General features: G+C 67.3%; 5 protein-coding genes. 2 read left to right on the top strand and 3 right to left on the bottom strand.

Annotated features, from left to right (window positions below):
- The first annotated feature begins 198 nt into the window (after positions 1-198).
- Both tdh and ACIQ7H_RS11880 read left to right on the top strand, forming a co-directional pair.
- On the top strand, positions 199-1,233 hold the full coding sequence (gene tdh / locus ACIQ7H_RS11885) for an L-threonine 3-dehydrogenase (RefSeq protein WP_395791684.1): 1,035 nt from the start codon (positions 199-201) through the stop codon (positions 1,231-1,233).
- The gene (locus ACIQ7H_RS11880; protein ID WP_395791682.1) at positions 1,224-2,690 is read left to right on the top strand and encodes a hypothetical protein; all 1,467 of its coding nucleotides are present in this window, start codon (positions 1,224-1,226) and stop codon (positions 2,688-2,690) included. The genes tdh and ACIQ7H_RS11880 overlap by 10 nt, the downstream gene beginning before the upstream one ends.
- On the opposite strand, the gene ACIQ7H_RS11875 is transcribed toward ACIQ7H_RS11880, so the two are convergent.
- From ACIQ7H_RS11875 to ACIQ7H_RS11865, 3 genes are all read right to left on the bottom strand, one after another.
- Positions 2,654-3,271, bottom strand: coding sequence for a class GN sortase (locus ACIQ7H_RS11875; protein WP_395791680.1), 618 nt, complete (start codon positions 3,269-3,271; stop codon positions 2,654-2,656). The two genes, ACIQ7H_RS11880 and ACIQ7H_RS11875, sit on opposite strands and share 37 nt — an antisense overlap.
- A gap of 164 nt (positions 3,272-3,435) precedes the next feature.
- Positions 3,436-5,460 carry a marine proteobacterial sortase target protein gene (locus ACIQ7H_RS11870; RefSeq protein WP_395791678.1) on the bottom strand — a complete coding sequence of 675 codons (2,025 nt, stop codon included), beginning with the start codon at positions 5,458-5,460 and terminating at the stop codon, positions 3,436-3,438.
- Positions 5,461-5,581: 121 nt separating this feature from the next.
- Positions 5,582-6,355: an FHA domain-containing protein gene (locus ACIQ7H_RS11865; protein ID WP_395791676.1), complete on the bottom strand. Its 774-nt coding sequence runs from the start codon at positions 6,353-6,355 to the stop codon at positions 5,582-5,584.
- Positions 6,356-6,442 lie beyond the last annotated feature (87 nt).

Below are 6,442 nucleotides of genomic sequence, written 5' to 3'. Positions count from 1 at the left end.
TCTTGTGCAGGCGAATGTTCATGCAGTCCTCGGAGCGGAAAGCTCGGTCAGCAGGCCAACCAAGACCTCTCGTCCGACCAGCAGCGCTGACCGATTATGCAGGATGCATTCGTCCGGGATGCGACACATAGCCGCCCTCAGCGCATCGACGCTGCGATTTATACTTTGCGCCCGTCCATCCACCCCGAGGCGCCCCCGATGTCCATGATGATGAAGGCCCTGGTCAAACGCGAAGCCGCCAAGGGCATCTGGATGGAAGAGGTGCCGGTGCCGCAGATCGGCCCCAACGAAGTGCTGGTCAAGCTGGAGAAAACCGCGATATGCGGTACCGACTTGCACATCTACAAGTGGGACGAGTGGAGCCAGCGCACGATCAAGCCGGGTCTCGTGATCGGTCATGAGTTTGTCGGCCGCATCCACGAGCTGGGCAATGCGGTCACCGGCTACGCGGTCGGTCAGCGCGTGTCGGCCGAAGGTCATATCGTCTGTGGCGTGTGTCGCAACTGCCGCGCCGGTCGCCAGCACCTGTGCCCGCATACGGTGGGCATCGGCGTGAATCGCAACGGCGCCTTCGCCGAGTACATCGCGGTGCCGGCCTCCAACCTGTGGCCGATTCCCGACCAGATCTCAAGCGAGCTGGCGGCCTTCTTCGACCCCTACGGCAATGCCGCGCACTGCGCGCTGGAGTTCGATGTGATCGGCGAGGATGTGCTGATCACCGGCGCCGGCCCGATCGGCATCATCGCCGCCGGTATCTGCAAGCACGTCGGTGCGCGCAACGTGGTAGTCACCGACGTCAACGATTACCGCTTGAAGCTGGCCGCCGACATGGGCGCCACGCGGGTGGTCAACGTTACCAACACCTCGCTGAAAGACGTGATGTCCGACCTGCACATGGAAGGCTTCGACGTCGGCCTGGAGATGAGCGGCAACCCACGCGCCTTCAACGACATGCTCGATTGCATGTACCACGGCGGCAAGATCGCTCTGCTGGGTATCCTTCCGAAAGGTGCCGGCGTCGACTGGGATCGGATCATTTTCAAGGGCCTGACCATCCAGGGGATCTACGGCCGCAAGATGTACGAGACCTGGTACAAGATGACCCAGATGGTGCTGACCGGGTTTCCGCTACAGAAGGTGCTGACCCACCAGATCCATATCGACGATTTCCAACGCGGCTTCGATCTGATGGAAGCCGGCGGCTGCGGCAAGGTCGTCTGCAGTTGGAACTGAGACACGTCGTCGCGGTTGTCGCTGGCCTGCTGTGGCTCGGCACCGCGGCCGCCGCCGACGACTTCATCGATCCATTCCAGCTGCCGGAGCCTGAAATCGAACTGCGCCCGGTGACGGCGGCACCGGCCCTTGCCGACGACACGGCGGACGCTGAGATCGAGGAAGAGCCCGCGCTGCCGGCGGCCGAACTGATCCTGCCGGCGCTGCTGGCGGGCCCGGGTTTTCAGGTTCAGCCGAGCGCGCAGCTGCACGGATTCCAGGCGCACTTCGTACTCGACACCGAGTACGGCGAACTCGAAGCCGAGAGCGTTGAGATCCTTGCGATCCGGATCGGCGAGATGCCGGCGCTGAAGGCGCTGCAGTCGGAGTCAGTCACCTCTGCCGTGCTGAAGTCAGGCGCGGAGGCGGCGATGTCGCCACTGCGCGCGGTGGCGGCGGTGGTACAGCGTCCCGGCGAAAGCCTCAGCGGTTTGCCGCGTGGCGTCTGGCGCTATTTCAGCGAGCGCGTTACTCGGCTCGGTCAGCGCGCCAAGCGGCTGGGCGCGCGCGCGGATCAGCGCATCAGCCACCAGGGCTCGCCGTTCGACAATGCCGATGCGCCGCTGGCGGCCTCGCGGCGAGCGCGCGAAAAGCCTGAGGACAGCTGGTTCGGCGATGTGGGCGATGAAGTCACTCGGCTGGCCAAGCGGGAGGTCGGCTACGGCTCCGCGCGGCGACAGCTGGCGGCACGGCTGGGGGTCGACGCGTATACCGGCAATGCCCTGATCCGCGAGCGTCTGGACAAACTGGCCTGGGCCGCAACCGCCGGCAAGCTCGGCATCGAGCAGACGCTGGGCCTGCTCGACCCGGTCAGCAGCGCCGTGCTGTCAACCTCAAGCGACGTCAACCGGCTGGTGCTGGAGTTGCCGCCGGAGGATCTGCGTGCCCGCAACAACGAGCGACTTGAAGCGCTGGGCGCCGATGAGGACCTGCGCTACACCTTCCTGCAGTTCGGACGCTTCTCGCCCACCCTGCAGACCGAACTCGTGCTCACGCTTGAAGCGCTCGTCCCCGCCGACGGCATCGATGCCTTGCTGGAAATCGCACTGATGGCGCAGAACGAGGTCGAGGCACGCTTCGTGGTCAATACGCTGAAACTGGTGCAGGCGCATCTCGGCGAGCGTTGCCGCGGCGGCAGTATCGTGGGCCTCGGCGCACTGCTGGCCTATGACAGCGTAGATGGCGAGCGCGTGTTCGCTTTGCCGGTCGACCTGCTGAGCTGGACCGGCGACACCGCGCGCTGGTTCGGCCAAGCGGGGCTGTGGGATCACACGCAGCGCAGCCTAGTGGTCAGCGGACAGGTCAGCATGCTGGCGCAGCGCGCCTTGAGCCGCGACGGCTGGAGTTTGTTCATGGGTCTAGGCTTTGTCGGCGCGCCGCCCTATCCACCGGCACTGACTGAAACCGCACCGCGCTGAGCCAGCGTGGCGTCATTTGCCGCATCGCCGGGCAGCGGCTCGAAGCGCAGCAGCAGGCGCAGCGGTCCGCGCGGATCGACTGCACCGAAAGGCCAGCAGGTCACCAGCAGCAGGGCTTCGTCATCGGCACTGGCCTGCAGGCGCTGGTGACGCACATCGACGATTTCGCGCCCGGCGAGCCGATAGCGGCGGGCGCCGGTCGCCGTTGACAACTCGATCAGCTCGCCATCGGTGATCTCGCGCAGCCAGGCGAAGTGAGTGTCGCGGTGCGCGCTGATCACCGCTGTGCCGGCTGACAGCAGCGGCGCCGAGGTCTCGCTCCAGCCCGGTCCGAACGCGAGCACGCGGCCGCTGTCGCCGGCCAGCACGATCTGGCTGTCACCGCCGTCGACCCGCAGCAGACGCGCCACCGGCCGCGTATCCGCCCAAGGCCAGGGTGGATGGGCCTCGCCGTCCTGCAGGCTGCGCTGCCAGGCGCGCTCCAGCAGCTGTTGGGCCAGCGCCGCCTTGAGTGGGATGTACAGGCCATCGAGGCCCAGCGCCAACGCTGCCAGCAACAGGACAGCGATCGTTCGGCGCATCCATGGCCGCGAACGGCCCGGAGCATCCCTGCTCCGAATGTGCGGCATCCCTGCCAAGGCCGGTGACACGATGGAACGACTCAGCTGCATGTGACTGCACTCTCCGAACTCAGAAGCTCGATACTCGACATCGCCGCAGGACCTTCCCAGGGTCGACGTCTTGCTCACGCATGTTCCAGCGCCAGCCGCGCACGTCCGGGCGGGCCCTCGCGGTTCCAGACCGCCAGCAGTCCGGCGAGCACCGCCAGCAGCAGCGCCAGCCGCAGCTTCAGTTCGGTCGGCGTAGCAGTGGCGGCGAACTCCATTGCCCCGGCGGGATCGGCATTGGCGAACTGCACCGAGGCCAGATCGGCATCGAGCGGGCGACGCGGTGTGCGATCGACCGCCACCAGGCTTGTGTAGCGGCTGGACAGCTGATGCTGCAGGGCGAGCTTGAGCACGGCCTCGCGGATCGACGCCTCATCGACCCCACCGCGCAGTTGATCCTCCAGCTCGGCGATGCGCGCACTGGCCCACAGGCGCGCCACGCCCTCGGCACTGCTGACTTTGGCGGGGTCCAGGCTGAGCTTGGCCCGCCACGGCATCTGCGGGCTGAGGCCATCGACCTGCAGCTCGGCGCCGCCCTGCGGCAGCCGCGCCAGCAGCTGCAGAGGTTCACCCACGTACAGATCGGGCAACTGGCTGGGATAGGCTTCGGCTCCGGTCGGCCACAGCGTTTTCAGATCGCGCAGGGCCGGCTGATCGAGCTTGGCCAGCAGCGCATCCGTGCGCTCGGCCAGGTCTTCGGCGTTGCGGATCATCACCACCGCGCCACGCCCTACTTCAGCCGCCCGCCGCAGCACGTGCGCATTGGGCGCGCTGCCGATACCGACCGCGAACAGGCGCGCATCGCCGCGGCCGTGCTCGATGTGGTTCAGCAGCTGGGCCTCATCGGTGATCGCGCCATCGGTGATCAACACCACCTGGCGCAGATGGCTGGCGGTGGCCGGCATCGCGAAGGCCTCGACCAGCGGTGCCAGCATCTCGGTACCACCATCGGCTGCGAGCGCCTGCACGAAGGCGCGCGCTTGGGTGATCTGGGCCGGGCTCGCTTCAACCGGCTGCGGAAACACCGAGTCGTAGCTGTGATCGAAGCGGATCACGTTGAAGCGATCGCCAGGTTTCAGCCGGCTCAGCGCGCGGTCGACTGCCGCCTTGGCCTGAGTCATGGACTCACCGTGCATCGAGCCCGAATTGTCGATCACTAGGATCAACTCGCGCGGCACGGTCGGGACCGGCAGGGTCGGCGGAATCACATTGATCAGCGCGTACTGCGTGTCGCCCTGCTGCTCGACGAACACCGCCTGCTGCGGCACCGCACTGGGCTGCGGCCGCCACACCAGCTCGAAATCACGATCGGACGCAGCTTCGCCTGCTGCGAGTTCGATCCGGCGGCTACGCCCTTCGCTGCGCACGCTGAGCTGATGGGTCGAGCTGCTGACCTCGGCCAGTTCCACGCCGGCATCAAGATCCACACCGATACGGAAACCCGGCGCCGCCGCGAGGCCGAGATCAACCGCGCTGGGATCCGCCGCAGGCGCCTGCGGCCCGCGATCAAGGCCAGCTGGGGCATCGCTACCGCCGCCGCTGTAAGGCGGCACGAAGGTCAACGGCAGCGCCAGCCGGAACGCGCCGTCCTGCCAGCCCACCGCCTGCCAATACCCGATCTCGATTTCGACCGTTTCACCGGGGCCGATGTTGGCGACGCGGGTGCGGAACAGATTGGCGCGCTCGCGCTCGACCAGGCTGGCGGTGCGGCCCGCGGCGGCGGCCTGGCGATAGGCTGCCGCGGCGGCGGCCTTTTCCTGCACCTCGCCTTCGATCACCCGCCCGCCGACCTGCATGCGTAACCGGCCCACGGCAGCCAGATCAGGAAGCGGCAGCAGGTAGCGGCCTTCCAGCCATTCGGCACTGCTGTTGGTATAGCGCTGACGCACGCTGACTTCCGCCATCAGGCCGTGCACGCGCATCTCGACGGCGGTGTCGAGGGCGAAGGCCTGGCTCCATTCACCGCCTGCGGCGGGGCGGAATTCGAGGCCATCCGCGAGTGCGGTCGAGGTGCAGAGTGAGAGGGTCAGCAACGCGGCAGCAGAGCGCGCAAGTGGCAACAGCGCGGAGCGTTGGCGCGGGTAAGCAGTGGATGTGTTCAAGGCGGCCTCCTTCTGGACAGGCCGCCTTAGTTGATGCTCAGCAGCGGCCCGCACCCGGGCCGCTATCGGCGCCCGCGCTGACCGCTGATGGCGGTTCGCGGGCAGTGGCGTGCGCGAACTCTCAGCGCAGCAGGAAGGCCGCCGCCACCGCGATCACGACGATCGCGGTGATCACGCCGAACACCAGGGCAGTGCCGCCGCTCTTGGCAGGGGCGGGCGCCGGGGCCGGAGCCGCCTTGGGCATTTCCTGGCCGGGCACGACCAGCAGGAAGCGGATCGCATCCAGGCGGAGCTCGTCGCCGTTCTTGAGGATCCCGGTCTGCACACGGGTGCCGTTGATGAAGGTGCCGTTCGAGGAACCTAGGTCTTCGACCAGCAGGCCGTCCGGCGTGGGCTTGACCTGCGCATGGCGGCGCGAGATCTCTTCGCTGGGCACCGAGATATCGCATTCATGGTGGCGGCCGATTACCTGCGACGAAGCGATCGGAAAGGTCTTGCCGAAAGCGGCACCGGACACGCCGCGCAGCACGTACTTGGGCAGAGCCGCACGCACCCGGGTCGCGCCCGCGTCGTCCACCTGGGCGGCTTTGCCGCCCGGGCTGCCGGGAAGGCGCTCTACCGCCACCAGCCGCGCGGCGACGCTGCCGATGCTGAGTGAATCACCGGCGCGCAGATGCTGGCCTTCCTCGCCGGGCTGACCATTGACGACAACCTGGGCTTCACCCGCGGCGAAGCGCAGCAGCACGCGTTCGCCGGCCAGCTCCAACTCGCAGTGCGCATGCAGCACGCCTTCGGCATCCAGGCGGATCAGCGCCTCGGGGGCCGCACCGATTCGGTTGCGACCGGGTCCGAGCTGGACCGCGCCGTGTTCGCCATTCGGAAAGATGAGCTTCATCGGTGTCCTCGCTGGAGATTCTCGAAGCGATGCCGCGCCGGGACGGGCGGCATCTCAAGGGTGTTGTGTCCGACGGGACATCTGAAG

The sequence above is a fragment of the Aquimonas sp. genome (assembly GCF_044377145.1).
In the GTDB taxonomy this organism is placed as follows: domain Bacteria; phylum Pseudomonadota; class Gammaproteobacteria; order Xanthomonadales; family Xanthomonadaceae; genus Aquimonas.
This window is presented reverse-complemented; position numbering and strand designations above follow the sequence as displayed.

Coding starts and splice junctions, on each gene's coding strand:
- tdh (WP_395791684.1), top strand. CDS start 199: ATGTCCATGATGATGAAGGCCCTGGTCAAACGCGAAGCCGCCAAGGGC.
- ACIQ7H_RS11875 (WP_395791680.1), bottom strand. CDS start 3,271: ATGCGCCGAACGATCGCTGTCCTGTTGCTGGCAGCGTTGGCGCTGGGC.
- ACIQ7H_RS11865 (WP_395791676.1), bottom strand. CDS start 6,355: ATGAAGCTCATCTTTCCGAATGGCGAACACGGCGCGGTCCAGCTCGGA.